Annotated in this window: 16 protein-coding genes; 10 read left to right on the top strand and 6 right to left on the bottom strand. The window is 64.8% G+C overall.

Features of this window, described 5'->3' with window-relative positions; genetic code table 11:
- Positions 1-371: 371 nt before the first annotated feature.
- From QQK25_RS11775 to QQK25_RS11800, 6 genes are all read right to left on the bottom strand, one after another.
- Positions 372-1,775 carry a 3'-5' exonuclease family protein gene (locus QQK25_RS11775; protein ID WP_284188110.1) on the bottom strand — a complete coding sequence of 468 codons (1,404 nt, stop codon included), beginning with the start codon at positions 1,773-1,775 and terminating at the stop codon, positions 372-374.
- A gap of 162 nt (positions 1,776-1,937) precedes the next feature.
- Positions 1,938-2,123, bottom strand: a complete 186-nt coding sequence (locus QQK25_RS11780; protein ID WP_284188111.1) for a DUF3460 family protein — start codon at positions 2,121-2,123, stop codon at positions 1,938-1,940.
- A 63-nt stretch (positions 2,124-2,186) separates the two neighbouring features.
- Positions 2,187-4,391: a RelA/SpoT family protein gene (locus tag QQK25_RS11785; RefSeq protein ID WP_284188112.1), complete on the bottom strand. Its 2,205-nt coding sequence runs from the start codon at positions 4,389-4,391 to the stop codon at positions 2,187-2,189.
- A 26-nt stretch (positions 4,392-4,417) separates the two neighbouring features.
- Positions 4,418-4,633 (bottom strand): DNA-directed RNA polymerase subunit omega, encoded by a 216-nt coding sequence (gene rpoZ / locus QQK25_RS11790; protein WP_079434420.1) that lies wholly within the window; start codon positions 4,631-4,633, stop codon positions 4,418-4,420.
- Between the two features lie 7 nt (positions 4,634-4,640).
- Positions 4,641-5,255 carry a guanylate kinase gene (gene gmk / locus QQK25_RS11795; RefSeq protein WP_153160743.1) on the bottom strand — a complete coding sequence of 205 codons (615 nt, stop codon included), beginning with the start codon at positions 5,253-5,255 and terminating at the stop codon, positions 4,641-4,643.
- A gap of 9 nt (positions 5,256-5,264) precedes the next feature.
- On the bottom strand, positions 5,265-6,131 hold the full coding sequence (locus QQK25_RS11800; RefSeq protein WP_284188113.1) for a YicC/YloC family endoribonuclease: 867 nt from the start codon (positions 6,129-6,131) through the stop codon (positions 5,265-5,267).
- An 85-nt stretch (positions 6,132-6,216) separates the two neighbouring features.
- Here QQK25_RS11800 and QQK25_RS11805 point away from each other — a divergent pair, with 85 nt between their 5' ends.
- The 10 genes from QQK25_RS11805 to QQK25_RS11850 all read left to right on the top strand — a co-directional run bounded on the left by QQK25_RS11805 (position 6,217) and on the right by QQK25_RS11850 (position 16,617).
- Positions 6,217-7,167, top strand: coding sequence for a serine/threonine protein kinase (locus QQK25_RS11805; protein WP_153160745.1), 951 nt, complete (start codon positions 6,217-6,219; stop codon positions 7,165-7,167).
- Positions 7,164-8,072 (top strand): PP2C family protein-serine/threonine phosphatase, encoded by a 909-nt coding sequence (locus QQK25_RS11810; RefSeq protein WP_153160746.1) that lies wholly within the window; start codon positions 7,164-7,166, stop codon positions 8,070-8,072. Before QQK25_RS11805 ends, QQK25_RS11810 begins: the two co-directional genes overlap by 4 nt.
- A gap of 157 nt (positions 8,073-8,229) precedes the next feature.
- Positions 8,230-9,507 (top strand): tyrosine-type recombinase/integrase, encoded by a 1,278-nt coding sequence (locus QQK25_RS11815; RefSeq protein WP_284188114.1) that lies wholly within the window; start codon positions 8,230-8,232, stop codon positions 9,505-9,507.
- 82 nt (positions 9,508-9,589) lie between these two features.
- Positions 9,590-10,414, top strand: a complete 825-nt coding sequence (locus tag QQK25_RS11820) for a hypothetical protein (RefSeq protein WP_284188115.1) — start codon at positions 9,590-9,592, stop codon at positions 10,412-10,414.
- Between the two features lie 176 nt (positions 10,415-10,590).
- Complete coding sequence (locus QQK25_RS11825) at positions 10,591-10,857, top strand: helix-turn-helix transcriptional regulator (RefSeq protein ID WP_284188116.1); 267 nt, start codon at positions 10,591-10,593, stop codon at positions 10,855-10,857.
- Positions 10,854-11,198 (top strand): hypothetical protein, encoded by a 345-nt coding sequence (locus tag QQK25_RS11830; RefSeq protein ID WP_284188117.1) that lies wholly within the window; start codon positions 10,854-10,856, stop codon positions 11,196-11,198. The genes QQK25_RS11825 and QQK25_RS11830 overlap by 4 nt, the downstream gene beginning before the upstream one ends.
- The gene (locus tag QQK25_RS11835; protein ID WP_284188118.1) at positions 11,195-14,257 is read left to right on the top strand and encodes a DUF927 domain-containing protein; all 3,063 of its coding nucleotides are present in this window, start codon (positions 11,195-11,197) and stop codon (positions 14,255-14,257) included. The genes QQK25_RS11830 and QQK25_RS11835 overlap by 4 nt, the downstream gene beginning before the upstream one ends.
- A gap of 614 nt (positions 14,258-14,871) precedes the next feature.
- Positions 14,872-15,408 (top strand): serpin family protein, encoded by a 537-nt coding sequence (locus QQK25_RS11840; RefSeq protein WP_284188119.1) that lies wholly within the window; start codon positions 14,872-14,874, stop codon positions 15,406-15,408.
- A gap of 488 nt (positions 15,409-15,896) precedes the next feature.
- Positions 15,897-16,394 (top strand): hypothetical protein, encoded by a 498-nt coding sequence (locus QQK25_RS11845; RefSeq protein ID WP_284188120.1) that lies wholly within the window; start codon positions 15,897-15,899, stop codon positions 16,392-16,394.
- The gene (locus QQK25_RS11850) at positions 16,378-16,617 is read left to right on the top strand and encodes a hypothetical protein (protein WP_284188121.1); all 240 of its coding nucleotides are present in this window, start codon (positions 16,378-16,380) and stop codon (positions 16,615-16,617) included. The genes QQK25_RS11845 and QQK25_RS11850 overlap by 17 nt, the downstream gene beginning before the upstream one ends.
- Positions 16,618-16,676: the final 59 nt, after the last annotated feature.

Consider the following 16,676-nt stretch of genomic DNA (forward strand, 5'->3'; position numbering starts at 1 on the left):
CGACAAACGCCAGGACAGGATGGTCCGGTCTCCAAGTCTCTCCCGAGCTGCAAAAAGCAGCACCCGACAAGCTCGCCGAATGAACAGGTCTGTCCCAAAGCCCCAGGCGAGCATCTCCCGGACAGGATGGTTCAGTCTCCGAGTCCCGCCCGAGCTGCAAAAAGCAGCACCCGACAAGCTCACCGAATGGACAGGTCGGTCTCAAAGCCCCACGGGAGGATCTTTGGGATAGTCGCGCCCCTTCCTGTAGGTCGGGCTTCAGCCCGACAGACTCAGCCGGGCAGTAAAGAAGCACCCCAGAGCACCACGGCGACACCCGCGACGGGCCCGCGGAGGCACGTGAGCAGCGATGCGGGGCCGACGAGGGAGGATCAGCCCAGCGGCGTGACCGCGCTGCGGCCGGCGGGGGTGTCCAGCCAGCGCTGGAGGATGCGGTAGGTGTCGAGGTCGAAGCGCCGGGGCGGCAGGGCTTCGAGCAACGAGCCCAGTTCGCCCTCGTCCTCGACGCTGCCCAGCAGGCACCAGCGATCCACCACGTGCACCGCGCTGCGGCCGGTGTCCGGGTGGTGTTCGCGCACCGCCACCGGGCCGTCCCACGGCCAGCGGCGGATGCGCAGGCTTTCGAGCACCTTGAGCAGGCGCTCGTCGTGCTCCGCGTGGGCTTCCTTGCCGCAGCACACGCCGGCGCAGCGCTTCATCTGGTGGGCCATGCAGGCGCCATCGCCCCACGGCTCGGTGCCGATGCGCCGCGGGCACAGCTTGTAGAGCAGGGCCAGCTCACGCAGGGCGTTGTCGGCTTCCTTCTTGGTGCGGAAGGCGCCATTCACTGCGTCCCAACCGGCCGGGTCGGCCCCGTTGAGAGCTTCGCGCACCAGCACCGGGCCGCGCTTCTTCGTCGGGTCGTAACGCAGGCCGAACACGGCCTCGGTCTCGCGCAGCTTGCGGTTCTCGGTGGGCTTGCGTTCCTTGACGAGGCGCGCCTCCAGCAGCAGCGCGCCCAGCTCGCCCGCGGTGGGCAGCCATTCGACGCGCCGCACCTGCTGGGCCAGCTTGGCCTCTTTGGTGCTGGAATGGTCGGACGAGAAGTGGCTCATCACCCGGGAGCGCAGGCTGACGCTCTTGCCGATGTAGATGGGCAGCTCGTTCTCGCCGTAGAACAGATACACGCCCGGGCCCTCGGGCACGCCTTCGAGCACCCCTTCGGGCAGCCCCACCGGCCGGCTCGGAGCCTTCATGGCCTTGGCGATGGCAATGCCGAGGATCTCCGGCGGAAATTCGTCGGCGACGATGCCGGCAAACTGGAACAGCGCCTCGGTGTCGCCCATCGCCCGGTGGCGGGCCGAGCACGTGAGATTGTGCCGGGCGATCAGCGCATCCAGCCCGTGGCGGTGGTGCTGGGGGTAGAGCGCGCGGGACAGCTTGACGGTGCACAGCACCGGCGCGTCGAAGCGCTCGCCGATGCGCGAGAACTCGTTCTTGATGAAGCCGTAGTCGAAGCGCGCGTTGTGGGCCACGAACACGCAGTCGGCGAGCAGCGCCCGCACCCCGTCGGCGAGATCGGCAAAGGGCGGCGCATCGGCGACCATCGCGTCGGTGATGCCGGTGAAGCCCTGGATGGTCGGCGGAATCGCCATGCCCGGATTGACCAGGCTCGACCAGCGCTCGACGAGCACGCCGTCCTCGATGCGCAGGATCGCGATCTCGGTGACCCGGTCGACCACCGGATTGGCGCCAGTGGTTTCAACGTCGATGAAGGCGATCTTGGGGGCGAACACGGCAGCGTCGGGAAAACGAAAAGACGGCGTGCGGCCAACTGGCGGCACACCTGGGAAAGACATCCCGCCCCGCGGTGCAACGCCGTCGGGCGCGCGCAGCGGGGCGGGAGGCTGAACGTGCAGCCGCGGCTGAAGCCCCCGGCGGAGCGTCAGCCGGCGGGCTTATTCAGTGGCGTAGGGGTAGGGCTTGTGGGCGACCTTGCCGGCGGCGTATTCGCTCTGGGTTTCCAGATCCTGCGGCTTGTCCCACCACAGGGCGCGGCCCTTCTGCTGCTCTTCGCGCTCTTCCGGATGGGCCTTCATCCATTCGCGCATGAACTTGGTGTGCTCGGATTCGTAAATTGCCATTGAGTGTTCTCCCGTTTTAGCGGCGTGATTCTATCAGCGTCGGGGCGCGCTGGCCCCGGCGGTTCATTTCTGGTCGCCCCGCATCCGCCCGATGCGCACCACTTCGGGAATGGTGCGCAGGCCGCGGATGACCTTGGCCAGATGCAGGCGGTGGGTGACCTGGACGGTGATGTAGAGCGAGGAATAGGTGCCCTGCTCGCCATCGGTGGAAACGTTCTGGATGTTGCAGTCCTGCTCGGCGATGGCGTTGGCCACCTTGGCGAGCACGCCCCGGGCGTTCTTGGTGAGCAGCTTGAGGGTGACGTCGAACAGGCGGTCGGTGGAGGGTTCCCACTCCACGTCGATCCAGCGGTCGCGCTCGCTGCGCAGCTTGCGGGCCTGGGGGCAGTCGTGCATGTGCACCTCCAGCCCCTGACCCTTGCGGATGATGCCGACGATCGGGTCGCCCGGAATCGGCCGGCAGCAGCGGGCGAGCTGCACCGCAACGCCTTCGGTGCCGCGGATCAGGATCGCCCCGGCGGGCCGCGGCTTGACCACGTCGGCGCGGCCGGATTCGACGTCCTGGATCTCGGCCAGCCGCCGCGCCACGATGGCCGGCAGGCGTCGACCGAGGCCGATATCGGTCATCAGTTCGCGGCGGGTGGCGAGGGTGAATTCGCGCAGGAAGCGATCCCACGCAAAGGTGCTGACCTGGCCCAGGGTGAGGCCGTGGGGCCGCAGGGCCTGGTTGAGCAGGCGCTCGCCGAGGGTCGAGGCTTCTTCCTGCTGGGCGTTTTTCAGGAAGTGCCGGATCTGCGCGCGGGCCTTGCCGGTGCGCACGTAGCTCAGCCAGGCCGGGTTGGGGCTGGCGTGGGCGGCGGTGATGATCTCGATCTGGTCGCCGTTGTGGAGCTCGGTGCGCAGGGGCATCAGCTCGCTGTTGATGCGCCCGGCGACGCAGCGGTTGCCCACATCTGTGTGCACCGCGTAGGCAAAATCGACCACCGTGGCACCCCGCGGCAGGGCGAAGATCTTGCCCTTGGGGGTGAAGGCGTACACCTCGCCCGGGAAGAGATCGACCTTGACGTGCTCGAGGAACTCGCTGGAATCGCCCGAGGTGGATTGCAGCTCGAGCAGCGACTGCAGCCAGGAGTGCGTCTTGTGCTGGAGCTCGGTGAGGGTTTTTTCGTCTTCCTTGTAGAGCCAGTGGGACGCCACGCCGCTCTCGGCCACATGGTTCATCTCCGGCGTGCGGATCTGCACCTCGACCGGCGTGCCGAAGGGGCCGATCAGCGTGGTATGGAGCGACTGATAGCCGTTGGCCTTGGGGATGGCGATGTAGTCCTTGAACTTGCCGGGCACCGGCTTGTAGAGGCCGTGCAGCGCGCCGAGGGCCCGGTAGCAGGTTTGCACATCCGGCACGATGACGCGGAAGCCATAGATATCAAGCACCTGGGAGAAGCTGAGACGCTTCTCGGCCATCTTGCGGTAGATGCTGTAGAGGTGCTTCTCACGGCCGCGCACTTCGGCCTCGATGTGCCACTGGGGCAGGCGCTCTTCGATGGCGGCGAGGATCTTGCCGACCACCTCGCGGCGGTTGCCCCGGGCGGAGAGGATGGCTCGCGACAGCACCCGGAAGCGCATCGGGTGGCGGTGCTTGAAGGCGAGTTCCTGGAGCTCGCGGTAGATGCTGTTGAGGCCCAGCCGGTTGGCGATGGGCGCGTGGATTTCCTGGGTCTCACGGGCGATGCGGCGACGCTTGTCGGGCCGCATGTGGTCGAGGGTCCGCATGTTGTGCAGACGGTCGGCCAGCTTGATGAGGATCACCCGCAGGTCGCTGGCCATCGCCATCAGCATCTTGCGGAAGTTTTCGGCCTGGGCTTCTTCTTGCGACTGGAACTCGATCTTGTCGAGCTTGGACACGCCATCGACGAGCTCGGCCGTGGTGCGCCCGAAGCGCTCGGCGATCTCGGCCTTGGTGATGTGGGTGTCCTCCATCACGTCGTGAAGGAGGGCGGCGCACAGGGCCTGGGCGTCCAGGTGCCAGCCGGCGAGGATCTCGGCGACAGCGACCGGATGGGAGATGTAGGGTTCGCCGCTCTGCCGCATCTGCCCCTGGTGGGCGTCGGCGGAGAAGTGATACGCGGCCTCGATGCGGCCTACGTCTTCGGCGCGGAGATAGGTGGAGACGAGCGCCCGCAGCCGACCGAAGTCGAGGGGCACGACGCTGGAAGCTGGAGGCTGGAAAACGCCGCCACCGCTAACGGGAACCGGGGCGGCGGATTCCATGACATTGCTCTCTGGCGGGAGGCCGTTCAGGCCTGACCGCGGTTGAGGACTTCGGTGCCGACCTTGCCGGCGGCGATTTCGCGCAGGGCGATCACCGTGGGCTTGTCCTTGTCGTGGCGGTCGAGGTCCACCTGCGGGGTGGCGCCGGCCGTCAGCTGACGGGCACGGTAGGTCGCAGCCAGGGTGAGCTGGAAGCGGTTGGGGATTCTCTTCAGACAGTCGTCAACGGTTACACGGGCCATATTTGCCTCAATCCTGTTCCAGATAACGGAAAAACTCCGGCTTGCGCGCCTCCTGGTTGGCGTAGCGCAGCCGCGATGCTCTTACCACGCCCACGAGATCGTCGATGGCTGTGGGCAGGTCTTCATTGATTATAACGTAGTCGAACTCTGCCACATGGCGCATCTCGCCACGGGCGGCGAGCACCCGGCGGGCGATCACGTCCTCGCTGTCGGTGCCGCGGCCGCGCAGGCGGCGCTCGAGCTCTTCGACCGACGGCGGCAGGATGAACACCCCGACCGCCTTCGGAAAGACCTTGCGCACCTGTTGGGCGCCCTGCCAGTCGATCTCGAGGAGGATGTCCTTGCCGGCGCTGATCTGCGCTTCAAGCCAGCCCTTCGAGGTTCCGTAGTAGTTGTTATGGACCTCCGCCCATTCGAGAAATTCCCCCTTGTCGCGCAGCTGGCGGAAGGTGGAGACGTCCACGAAATGGTAGTGGCGGCCGTCCTCCTCGCCAGCCCGCGGCGCGCGGGTGGTGTAGGAGATCGACAGCTTGACCAGCGGATCACGCTCCAGCAGCCCGCTGACCAGGGTGGTCTTGCCGGCGCCGGAGGGAGCGGTGACGATGAACAGGGTGCCGGGCATGGCCGCTCCTTACTCGATGTTCTGCACTTGCTCGCGCATCTGCTCGATGGCCAGCTTGAGCTCGACGGCGATGGCGGTCATGTCGGCGGCCATGGCCTTGGAGCCGAGGGTGTTGGCCTCGCGGTTGAGTTCCTGCATCAGGAAATCCAGCCGCTTGCCGGCAGCGCCGCCAGCCTTGAGGATGCGCTCGACCTCGTCCAGGTGGGTGGACAGGCGGGAGAGTTCCTCGGCCACGTCGACCCGCTGGGCAAACAGGCCCACTTCGGTGCGGATGCGGTCGTCGTCGAGGGTGGCGGCGGCATCGCGCAGGCGGGTGGCGAGCTTTTCCTGGTATTCGGCCACCAGCGCCGGCACGCGCGGCGCCACCTTGGCGACCAGCTCGCGCATGTGGGCGATGCGGCCGCGGATCATCTCGGCGAGCTTCTCGCCCTCGCGACGGCGGGTGGCGACGAGTTCATCCAGCGCGGCACTCACCAGCGGGCCGATCTCGGGCTGCAGGGCCTCGAAGGTGACGCCGTCATCGGCCAGCATGCCCGGCCAGCGGAGGATCTCGGCCACCGAGAAGGGCGCGGCCTGGGGCAGCTCGGCAAGAATGGCGGCCTGGGCCGTTTTGAGCTGTCCGAAGAGCACATCGTTGATCGCGAGATCACGAGGTGCGCTATCCTTCGCCTGCAGGTTGAACCTGCACTCGACCTTGCCCCGGCGCAGTCGGGAGGTGATCGCCTCGCGGATCAGCGGCTCGGATTGACGCAAGTCGTCATTGATGCGAAACGCAAGATCGAGATAGCGGGAGTTAACGCTTCGCAATTCGAGGTGCAGGGCAACACGGCCCAGGTCGCGAACCTGGACGGCAAAGCCCGTCATGCTGTGGATCATCCTGTTTTTCCCGAGAAAGTGCGGCAGTCGAAGTAAACTAGCAGACCCGAACGCCACCAAAAGACGAAGTGTAGCGCCCCGCCCGATGGCCACTCAACAGAACTGCGCCCTCCCGCCAGGTTTCCTCCTCGACCACTACCGGGTCGAGCGGCAACTGTCGCTGGGCGGATTCTCGATCGTCTACCTGGCGTACGACCAGGATGGCTCGCCCGTGGCCATCAAGGAATACCTGCCGAACTCCCTCGCCCTGCGTAGCGAAGGCGAGGTCACGCCCCACGTCACCGAAGCGCACGAGGGCGCCTTCCGCTACGGCATGAAGTGCTTCTTCGAGGAAGGCCGGGCGCTCGCCAAGCTGGTGCACCCCAACGTGGTGCGCGTGCTCAACTTCTTCCGCGCCAACGGCACGGTTTACATGGTGATGCAGTTCGAGCGTGGCCGCACCCTCCACGACTACGTCCAGAAGAACAAGGGCAACGTCCGCGAACGCTTCATCCGCGGGGTGTTCACCCGCATGCTCAACGGGCTGCGCGAAGTCCACGCCCACAAGCTGCTGCACCTCGACATCAAGCCCTCCAACATCTACCTGCGCGCCGACGGCACGCCGGTGCTGCTGGATTTCGGCGCCGCGCGCCAGACGCTGATGTCCGACACCCCGATCCTCAAGCCGATGTACACCCCCGGCTTCGCCTCGCCCGAGCAGTTTGCGAGCCGCGAAGCCCTCGGCCCATGGAGCGACATCTACAGCGTGGGCGCGTCGATGTATGCCTGTCTCGCCGGCACCTCGCCCCAGCGCTCCGACGAGCGCATCAAGCACGACACCGTCGTCCCGGCCACCAAGGCCTGGGCGGGGCAGTATTCGCCCCACTTCCTTGCGACCATCGACTGGTGCCTGCAACTCGACCCGCTCAAGCGCCCGCAGAGTTGCTTCGCCCTGCAGAAAGTCCTCGCCCAACGCCACCGGGAAGCGCCTCCGCAGCAGAAGACCTGGCTCGAAGGCCTCGGCTCCCGACTAAAAACAATGATAGGCCGTACATGAGATTCACGATTTTCCAGGAGAGCCGGATCGGCAAACGACGCACCAACCAGGATCGTGTGGCGTATTCCTACACCCGCGACGCCCTGCTGATGGTGCTCGCCGACGGCATGGGCGGGCACCTCTACGGGGAGGTCGCGGCCCAGATCTCCGTGCAGTTCATCGCCCAGTCCTTCCAGCAGGAGGCGCGGCCCAAGGTCACCGACCCGGTGCTGTTCCTGTCGCGGGTGCTCAGCAACGCCCATCACGCGATCCTCGACTACGCCTTCGACAAGCACCTGGCCGACATCCCGCGCACCACCATCGTCGCCTGTCTGATCCAGGAAGGCGTCGCCCACTGGGCCCACGCCGGCGATTCGCGCCTCTACATGATCCGCAAGGGCCGGCTGGTGGCCCAGACCCGCGACCATTCCCGCGTCCAGCTGATGCTCGATCAGGGCCTGCTCGACGCCGAGGCCGCCGCCGTTCACCCGGGCCGCAACCGCATCTTCAGCTGCCTGGGCGGCAACCATCCGCCTCAGATCGAGTTCTCCCGCGGCGCATCGCTCGCCAACGGCGACGTCATCGCCATCTGTTCCGACGGCGTGTGGGGCCCCCTCGAACCCGAAACCCTGGTCAAGTCCCTGGCTGACGGCCGGGTCATGGAAAGCGTGCCCAAGGTCATGAACGAGGCCGAGCTCCTCGGCGGCCACCAGTGCGACAACATGACCCTGATCGCCATGACCTGGCACGACGACCACCAGGAAGACATCCCCGACACCGTCTCCACCCGCACCATGCCCGCCGACGCCTACACCACCCAGATGGAAGGCTTCGGCCGCGGCAAGCGCGAGCAGGAAGACCTCAGCGAAGACGAAATCGAACGCGCCATCCGCGAAATCAACGCAGCCATTCACAAATTCAAATGAAGTTTCAGGCCACCCCATGCGGTGGCCTGAATGCTTTGAATTCAAGCACTTTTCAAAAAACGCCGTTTCACGCGATTTCACCCAAAAGCACCCAATCGCCTACAATCCGTGTAGCTACATGTGTAGCTAAGGATTAGACGTTCCCTAGGGGGTGGTTGTGGGCAAGCTCACCGACATCGAGCTTCGCAAGTGGATCAAGGCAGGCGCGCCGGTCGTCAAGTCGGACGGTGGCGGGCTCTACTTCACCATGTCCGCCAAGCAGGCCCTCGAGCGGGCCGGGTCGTGGATCGTCCGTTACCGCTTCGACGGCAAGGGGCGCGAACTCACCCTGGGGCGCTACCCCGAAATCTCCCTGGCGGTTGCCCGCGGCCTGACGATGGAAGCCCGCGCCAAGATCCAGCAGGGCACCGACGTGGCCCGCGCGAAGCAACAGACCCGCATCGCCCGTGCCGCGGCCAAATCCTTCCGCGAGCTGGCCGACGACTACATGGACAAGACCTTCCCGCGTCTGTCCGAAAGCACCATCAAGCAGCGCCGCCGCTACATCGAAGGCACGATTGCCGCCCGCCTGGGGGGCATCCCGGCACGGGAGGTCACCACCGCCGATGTGGTCGCCCTGCTCGATAGCGTCGGCGCCCGCTCTGCCAACGTGGCCGAGATGGTCTATACCGCCGTCTCCGAGATCTTCAAGCACGGCGTTGCCCGCCACGTCGTCACCGCCAACCCCTGCAGCGCCATTTCGGTGTCGGCAATCTGCGGCAAGCCCGCGCCCCGCCGGCTGCGCCTCAAACTCACCGAGGCCGAGCTGCGGGCGATCCTGCCCGCCCTGCCCTCCATCGGCACCGAAAACGCCCTGGCGGTAAAGCTGCTGCTGGTCACCTGCACGCGCATCGGCGAACTCACCCGGGCCGAGTGGAAGGACGTGAACCTTGATCGGGCCGAGTGGTTCATCCCCGACGAGAACAGCAAGTCCGGCAAGGGCTTCACCATCCCGCTTCCGCCCTGCGCCGTCGAATGGATGAAGCAGCTCCAGGCCGTGGCCTGCGGCGCCCGCTACGTGCTGCCGGCCCGCCAGCAGCGCCGCAAGCGTGGCGGCGAAGAACGCCACTTTGAGCAGCGCACCATGAACGCCATGCTGCACAAGCTGTGCGACGGCCTGAAGGACAAGACACGCCGCTTCACCCCGCACGATCTACGCAGCACCGCCCGCAGCCACCTAGCGGCCCTGGGCGTGCCGGTGCTCATCGCCGAGCGCTGCCTGAATCACGCCCTGGGCGGGCTGGTAGCGGTGTATGACCAGCACGACTACCTGACCGAACGCCGCGCCGCCCTGGAATTGTGGGCGGACTTCCTGCTGGCCTGCGAAGCGGGGCGGGAGTGGGTCGCGCCTTGGGGGCAAGGTCGTGCCGATCCGCGGGCATGCCGCATGAACTGACGATCAACCGAGCAGCACGCCGCGCCTACCTCGACGGGGGGAATCCCGGGCACCTTCACCCGGCTGGCGCGGCACCTTTCATTTGAAGGCGCTGGAAGGGGCGAACATGTACAGCGTGGATGAACTACGCAATTTTTGTATTGAAATCCTCTTGGAGGACAGATCACCAGGCATGATCAAGGCAACACGCCTTGGTGACTTAAAGGGGCAATTCCCGGGCAAGTCCGATCAAGAACTGCAAGCGATGGCACGGCAATCGGATCCTGACGCCTGGGCGTACCGAGATGAGCTCGCCGCCAAGACCTACGCGGAATTGCTAGAGATGGCAACAGCCGTGAATGACCGCAAGAAGGCGCAGGAACGCTTACAGAAAAAACCGTCGATCTACGCTAAGTGGGCGCGGAAACCTTTCTGGACAAAAACCGAAGCGGTCGCCCTTCTCCTAGGGTGTGACCCTGACGGGGATGCATCAATCTACGACTATCCGGATGAACGCAATGATTTGACTGATCTTCTTGATAGGGCAATCAAGGTCGGGCAGCTAAAGCGGGAAATGTCGCCGCCGAATCTACTGAGTTGGGCTCAAAGTGCGCATCTGAGCGTACCTTCTGCACTGGCTCAAGCCGTGGACGAACTGAAGCCCAAGCCACCGAGCGCCCCTTCTGGCGAAGCGCCCTCAAAGTTTTTGGTAAATATTGAGGGCTACGACAGTCCGCCTGAGCTAGCGGTGATGGTTGAGGCGATAGCGCGCTTTTGGACGAATGTCGACCGCAACCGCCCTCCAAAGAAGGACGAGGAGATCATCCCCTGGATCCGCAGCAAGGTTGATTCCGACGTGAAGGCCAACGCCATTGATCTACTTATCAGGCCCGAATGGGCAAGGGTCGGCGGCAACAGAAAGAGATAAGGGGGTAAGCCCTTGAAAGCCTTTGCTGACGAGGGTTTCACCGCTTTAACACCCCCCCCACTTACCCCTTCCTTTTTACCCCTTTGACCCGTTACAGGGGGTCTATCGGCTTCTTACGCTGCTTCGTATCGCGGAACTTCACCGCGCAACAAGCTGCAACCCAGGAGCCGATAGACATGAACACATCCAACGCCCTCAAGAGCACCGCTAGAGCCGACTCCGCAGCCCCGATCCCGTCAGCTCTCCGCAACTTCGACGATCTACCCGATTCGGCGTTCGTTCGTCTCCCTGTAGTCGCAAGCCTCTTTGCCTGTTCGCCGGTCACGATCTGGAGGCGGGTTAAGAAAGGTGCGTTCCCCGTCCCTCGCAAACTCTCCGAAGCCGTCACAGCCTGGAATGTCGGGGAGCTGCGCAAGGCCTTGAAGGGTGAGGCCTGGCAATGACTCACGCGGTGATTGACGGCGTGCCTCATGCCATTACCGTCGAGTTTGACGACCGCCGCAGTGGGTGGTGGTTTCGGATGCCCTCGCTTGGCTTCGAGTTCATGGCTTGGGGCACGAGTGATGGGGATCATTTCGACGATCCGAACGCCCCTCAATTCCTTGAGGCGGACGTTGCTTGCGCCGCGGCTGGGTGCGAAGCACGTATTTCGATACGGCTCGGATCTTCCGGCGCGATCACTGAAGACCTGTTTGCATCTGCTGCATTGAAAGCGCTGCGCGCCGCCTTCCCCGAGGTTTTCGCCGGTTTTGCCGGCACCGTCGAACTGCCGAGGGCGGAATGAACGAATACGACATTCTCGCCCAGTTCCGCAGCGCCGCCGAAGCACGTGGTCTACGCCTGCCAGACCGCCTGGACGCTGACGGCAAGCTGCACCGCTGCCCCCTGCAGGACGGCCCCGCGGTGAAGAAAGACGGCGCATGGCTGCTGCACCTTGACGGCGTTCCGGCCGGCGGATTTGAAAATCACCGCGACGGCCTAGGCTGGCAGGCATGGAAAGCAGACATCCGTCGGCAGCTCACGCCCGAAGAGGAAGCCGCCCACCGCGCCCGCATGGATGCCCATCGTGTCGAACGGGAAGCGGAAGCGAAGAAAAAGCGGGATCTCGCGCGCCGCAAGGCCAATGCAATCTGGAGCGGCGCCCGGCCTGCTCCGGACGACCACCTCTATCTGCAGCGCAAGGGCGTGCAATCCTTCGGTCTGCGAGCAGGAACCTGGCCGAAGTGGGTTCAGGATCACGCCGGCCGCTGGGAGGAAACCCACGTTCCTGGCGTGCTCTTGGTACCGATGCGTAGCCCGTCCGGCACGCTGCACAGCCTGCAGGCGATCTATCCCGAGAAGGTGGACGGGCGAGACAAGGACTTTCTGCCCCACGGCGAGAAGGTCGGGAAATCCCATTTGATCGGCGAACCGGCCGAAGGCCTGCCCCTGTGCGTTGCTGAGGGCTATGCCACCGCGGCGAGCATCCACCTGGCCACCGGCTGGCCCGTCGCCGTGGCCTTCGACGCCGGCAGCCTTGAAGCCGTTGCCCGTGCCTTGCACCAGGCGCACCCTGCCGCCTGCTTCATCCTGTGCGCCGATGACGATGCTTTCGGCGAATGCTTCGCCTGCCAGGCGCCGGTAAGGGTGGCCGATGGCGATACCTGCCCAGCCTGCGGCCAGCCCCACAAACGCCGCAACGCGGGCCAGCTCCGGGCGCAGGAAGCCGCCCGGGCCGTGGGTGGCGTGGTGGCCTCGCCTGCGTGGCCTGACCCCGCCGGCCGCTGGGAGCACTACCAGGCCACCCGCAAGGCCCCGACCGACTTCAATGACCTGCACCAGCTCGCCGGGCTCGATGCCGTGCGAACGATCCTCGAAGCCGCCACCGCGTCGTTTGCGGCCCCGCAGGGCGATGAAGCGCCCTCCGCTACGCCCACCGCACCCGACGCCGAGACGCCCGCCGCTTGCCCGAAAACGGCCCCTGCTGCGTCTTTGGACGAAGCTGCGAAGCCCGTAAAGCGTTCCCGCTCGAAAGCCAAGGGCAAGGGCCAAGGCGCTCAGCCGCATGCACAGGGTGGCGAGCTGTTCGAACTTCGGGAAGGCAACGACGGCCGCGGGGTGTATCGCCTGAAGGTGGAGCGCCGCGGCGAAGGCTGGGAGACCGTTGAACAGTTCGTGTGCGCGCCGCTGGAGATCACCCACATGGTGCGCGATGCCCGGGGTGAGGGATGGTGCCGCCTTGCCGTTTTCAATGACCACGACGGCCGCCGTCGCCGGGTGCTGCTTCCTGACGAGATGCTTGATGGTGATGGCACCGCCCTGGCGAAGCTGCTGCGGGCTCAGGGGCTCTTCATCGGCGACAACAAAAACGGACTATTGAAAATGCATATCAATAGATCCCGGCCCAATGCCCGCGCGCGTGTGACGAGTCGCATTGGCTGGCATGAGGACGTGACCGCGGCCGGCCGCTGGTCTTACGTCCTCGGTGGCGATGCCGACCCGCTCGCCCCGGCAGAGGCGGAACTGTGGCTGCACCAGGCGAACGGCACGGGGCACGCCCAGTTCAAGCAGTCCGGAACCCTGGACGACTGGCGCGCCAACGTGGGCGCCCTGGCGGTCGGTAACAGCCGGCTCACCTTCGCTCTCTCGGCGGCCTTTGCGGGCGGCCTGTGCTGGCTGCATCCGAACGTTTCGGGCGGCTTCCATTGGGCGGGTGGTTCGAGCCTCGGCAAGTCCGCCTTGCTCTATTCGGCGGCAAGCCTGTGCGGTCCTGCGAGCTACCGGCGCACCTGGCTTCTCACCGCCACCGCGATTGAAGGCGTGGCCGCCGGGCACTGCGACGCGCCGCTTCTGCTCGATGAGCTCAAGCAGGCGGGAAACCCCCGGGACGTGGCCCAGGCGGCATACATGCTCACCAGCGGACAAGGCAAAGGCCGTGGGCAAGCTGCGGGCGGGCTGCGTGAAACCGCGTCCTTCTCGCTGCTGTTCCAGTCGAACGGAGAAATCGGTCTCACGCAGTTCCTCGAGGAGAACCAGGAGCGCGCCTACGCTGGCCAGGAGGTTCGCTTCTGTGAGCTGCCCGCCGATGCCGGGGCCGGCTTCGGGTGCTGGGATGTGCTGCACGGCCTGCCCGATGGTGCCCGCTTCTCCGAAACCCTGCAGCGCAATGCCGCCAAGCATTACGGCACGGCGTACCCCGAGTTCATCCGGCGAGTGATTGCCGAGCGCGAGGCCATGCCCCAGCAGTTCGAGGAGTTGCGCCGTGCCTTCGAGGCCCGCGCCCTATCGGACAAAGCCGGCGGGCAGGCGATCCGGGCGGCGACGCGCTTTGCCGCCGTGGCCTACGCAGGCGAGAAGGCTACGGAATGGGCGCTGACCGGGTGGCCGCAGGGCGAGGCGATCAAGGCTGCTTTCCGGATGTTCAAGGACTGGCTGCACGCATTCGGCGGCGAAGAGAACCGCGAGCCCCGCAAGATGGTGGAACAGGTTCAGGCGTGGATTCAGGCCCACGCGGGCGCCCGCCTGGAGGATTGGCGACGCCCCAGCATCTCCGACACCCACGCCCCGCGGACGATGAATCGGGCCGGCTGGAAACGCCCAACGAAAGAGACGGCAAGCCTCAACGAACCGGATCACGTCTTCGAGTACCTGATCTATCCGACCGTCTTCAAGGGCGAGCTCTGCAGCGGCTTTGACCCGGCTCAGGTAACGCGTGAACTGGTCAAGCGCGGGCTGCTGGTTTCATCCAAAGACGGGCAAGGCGTGCGACACCAGATCAAGGTTCGAGAGCCCGGCGCAGGCGGCACGAGCTGGATGGTGTGCATCTCGCCTTCGATCCTCGAATGGTGCGGCGATGAAGGCTGACTGGTCGGATCTCGTTGCAGCAGCGCTCTCCGATGCCATGGAAAGAGACTGCTTAAAGCCGTGTTCCCAGGCGAGCAGTGGGAACACGGCAGGTGGTGCGGGAACAGAAAACCCCATTCAAGCCACTGATTTTAAACAAATCATTGAACCGTGTTCCCACGTTCCCACTGTTCCGGGGATTTTTGAAAGGCCAAGCCCTTACGCGTGCGATGCCGGTACGCCCCGCGCAACCAATGAACCGGGGGGTGGAGGTGATGAAGCCAACCGCGCTCCAGGAAAAGAGGGCTTCGAACCGTCGTGCAAGACGTGCGCCCACCTGCGCCGGCCCGGCCTGTCCGATGGGTACTGCACTCAGGACGTTGGGCAGCCACGTGCCTACTCGGACGGCCACCCGCTGTGGCGATGCGCCCTCAACGAAGGCCGCGCCTGCACTGGATGGGCCTTGCATCCGACTCTGTTGGGCTGGGATTTCACGGGTCCTCCCCAGGCATCTCCCCCAGGGTACGGAGAGCCCCGTCTTTTGTGTAGGTAAGACCTTGAAAAATAAGTGAAATATTTACAGCACGGGTGACACGATGACAAGCAGAGCGAAAAAGGATGGAAGAGCCGCAGGCGTGCCCGAGGCGTCAACCTCGGCGCCGTTGCCCTTCGACCCTTCGACTTTGGCCCAAGGCGTGCGCGTCAGTCAGGCCGACTTCGCCCGCCTGGCCGGCGTATCGCGCCAGACCGTCAGCCAATGGGTGCGGAAGGGGAAGATTCAGACGGTCTATCCGGACGGGAGCCTCGATCCCGCCCGCGCGGCGCGGGACGTGATTCGAAACACCAAGCCATCGCAACTGCGCGCCAAGGTTTTCAAGGTGGCCACCGAGGATGCCCAGGCGCTGCGGATTCGCCTGGCCCAGTTGGAGCGGAAGTACGCGGAAGCCGTCGCCTTCGGCGAAAACATCATCCGGGCGCTGCGCGATACCGGCATTTCTGAATGTCAGATCGAGTACCTCGAATGGCTGGCTAGCACGGGCAAGCGGCATACCGACACAGACGAAGCCGACCAGGACGATGACGCCCAGCCTGCAGCGCCTGGCCCCGAAGGCCTGCCTCTTTTCGAGTCTGCAAACATCCCTAACGACGCAGATGCACCCCGGGAGCACTGAAACCATGGGAACACCGGGAACAGTGGGAGCAAATGCCGGATGCGCCAGCGCTGGCGCGGCTTTGCAGGGGTCTATGTTGTTCCCACTACCAACTAACTAAGTGGGAACAGTGGGATCAGCTGCTGCCCTGCTTATTTCGCAGATTGGCGCGCCATCGCCCCCACCCGGCGTTTGGTTGCTGTCTCATCCGGCCTCCTGAAAATGAGACTAAATGCACGCGAATCTATGCCCTTCAGCGCGTACGGAAGGATGTAGCGATGCAATCACCCAACACCTCCAAGCCTCTGGCCAGCCTTCTCACGACAGAGGAATTTGCAGGCTTTTACGGCATCAAGCCCGGCTCTGTTCGGTCGGCGCTTTACAAAACTGGCAGCTACTTCGGCACAAAGCCGATTCGCCTACCCAATGGCCGACTTCGCTGGCCGGCACCGCAACTCCCCTAAGACAGCCACAACCGGCCCAACCTCCCCCCGCTAAGGAGACCCTCCATGAAAACCAATCCGAACCTCCGCCACCTGCTTCTCTCGCTGGATCTCAAAGGGCTGCACGCGGAGCTGATACGTCAGGCAGACGACTTCGCCTCCGAACCTGGACGCCTTCAGATCACCCTCCCGCGGCAGTTTTCTCACCTGCTCAGAACCAGTCCCCATACCGCCTCGATGATCTCCGCTGAGTTGATGGCGCAGCACGGTATCGCCATGACCGTGACCATCCATGTGCGAGAGGAAGCGACTGGCGAAATCGACTCTCAGGCTCTGGCTGCCGACGAAGTGGAAGCGATAGCCACGATCGGGCACAGCCTGACCGTGTTTGCGAGCGAGTGTGAACAGTCTGGCGCGCTCTTCAAGGTCGCTCTGGGAACCGTCCTGCGTACCAACACCCAGGCGTTCGCCGAACTGCTGTTTGAGCAGATCTGCGTGGCGAAGGGTGACCGCGCCTCCGTCCCCCAACTGATCGAGAAAGCGAACCATGGCCATTCTCTCTGACGACGAAATCCGGCTGCGTCTTGCCTTCGAGACCGAAGGCGGAGGCATGCTGTCCAAGCTGGCTGCCGATGTTGACTCCTTGGCCGCCAATGCGGGTGAGGCTGCGCCGAAGTTCAATGCACTGTCATCTGAGATTCGCAGCATCGGGCAGCAGAAGATCCAGATTGATGGATTGCAAGCAGCTATGGGAGTGTCAGTAATTTTGTGTTCGAGGCGGTCTTGATTCTTCCTGCGCTGCCGCGGCAGCGCAGGAAGAATCGGCTCACCGTGCCATCGCCGGGA

The sequence above is a fragment of the Zoogloea oryzae genome (assembly GCF_030161255.1).
GTDB lineage: Bacteria > Pseudomonadota > Gammaproteobacteria > Burkholderiales > Rhodocyclaceae > Zoogloea > Zoogloea oryzae.

Bases quoted from the DNA above. Each gene is read 5' to 3' on its own strand.
- QQK25_RS11780 (WP_284188111.1), bottom strand. From the start codon at position 2,123: ATGGCAATTTACGAATCCGAGCACACCAAGTTCATGCGCGAATGGATG.
- QQK25_RS11785 (WP_284188112.1), bottom strand. From the start codon at position 4,391: ATGGAATCCGCCGCCCCGGTTCCCGTTAGCGGTGGCGGCGTTTTCCAG.
- rpoZ (WP_079434420.1), bottom strand. From the start codon at position 4,633: ATGGCCCGTGTAACCGTTGACGACTGTCTGAAGAGAATCCCCAACCGC.
- gmk (WP_153160743.1), bottom strand. From the start codon at position 5,255: ATGCCCGGCACCCTGTTCATCGTCACCGCTCCCTCCGGCGCCGGCAAG.
- QQK25_RS11800 (WP_284188113.1), bottom strand. From the start codon at position 6,131: ATGATCCACAGCATGACGGGCTTTGCCGTCCAGGTTCGCGACCTGGGC.
- QQK25_RS11805 (WP_153160745.1), top strand. From the start codon at position 6,217: ATGGCCACTCAACAGAACTGCGCCCTCCCGCCAGGTTTCCTCCTCGAC.
- QQK25_RS11810 (WP_153160746.1), top strand. From the start codon at position 7,164: ATGAGATTCACGATTTTCCAGGAGAGCCGGATCGGCAAACGACGCACC.
- QQK25_RS11825 (WP_284188116.1), top strand. From the start codon at position 10,591: ATGAACACATCCAACGCCCTCAAGAGCACCGCTAGAGCCGACTCCGCA.
- QQK25_RS11830 (WP_284188117.1), top strand. From the start codon at position 10,854: ATGACTCACGCGGTGATTGACGGCGTGCCTCATGCCATTACCGTCGAG.
- QQK25_RS11835 (WP_284188118.1), top strand. From the start codon at position 11,195: ATGAACGAATACGACATTCTCGCCCAGTTCCGCAGCGCCGCCGAAGCA.
- QQK25_RS11845 (WP_284188120.1), top strand. From the start codon at position 15,897: ATGAAAACCAATCCGAACCTCCGCCACCTGCTTCTCTCGCTGGATCTC.
- QQK25_RS11850 (WP_284188121.1), top strand. From the start codon at position 16,378: ATGGCCATTCTCTCTGACGACGAAATCCGGCTGCGTCTTGCCTTCGAG.